Annotated in this window: 1 rRNA gene; it reads right to left on the bottom strand. The window is 56.5% G+C overall.

Annotated elements, in window-relative coordinates:
* Positions 1-239 (bottom strand): 23S ribosomal RNA (locus QC282_RS32635); the annotation flags it as partial.

The following is a 239-nucleotide window of genomic DNA, read 5'->3' as shown; positions in this document are numbered from 1 at the left end:
ACTGAATCGCCCTGTTCGGACTCGCTTTCGCTACGGCTACCCCACCCGGGTTAACCTCGCAACACACCGCAAACTCGCAGGCTCATTCTTCAAAAGGCACGCAGTCACGAGAACAAGGCAAGCCTTGTTCCGACGCTCCCACGGCTTGTAGGCACACGGTTTCAGGTACTATTTCACTCCGCTCCCGCGGTACTTTTCACCATTCCCTCACGGTACTATCCGCTATCGGTCACCAGGGA

This window comes from Streptomyces sp. DH24, from assembly GCF_029813775.1.
Classification (GTDB): domain Bacteria; phylum Actinomycetota; class Actinomycetes; order Streptomycetales; family Streptomycetaceae; genus Streptomyces.
The sequence above is the reverse complement of the archived record's forward strand: the minus strand, read 5'-3'. Positions and strand labels throughout refer to the sequence as shown.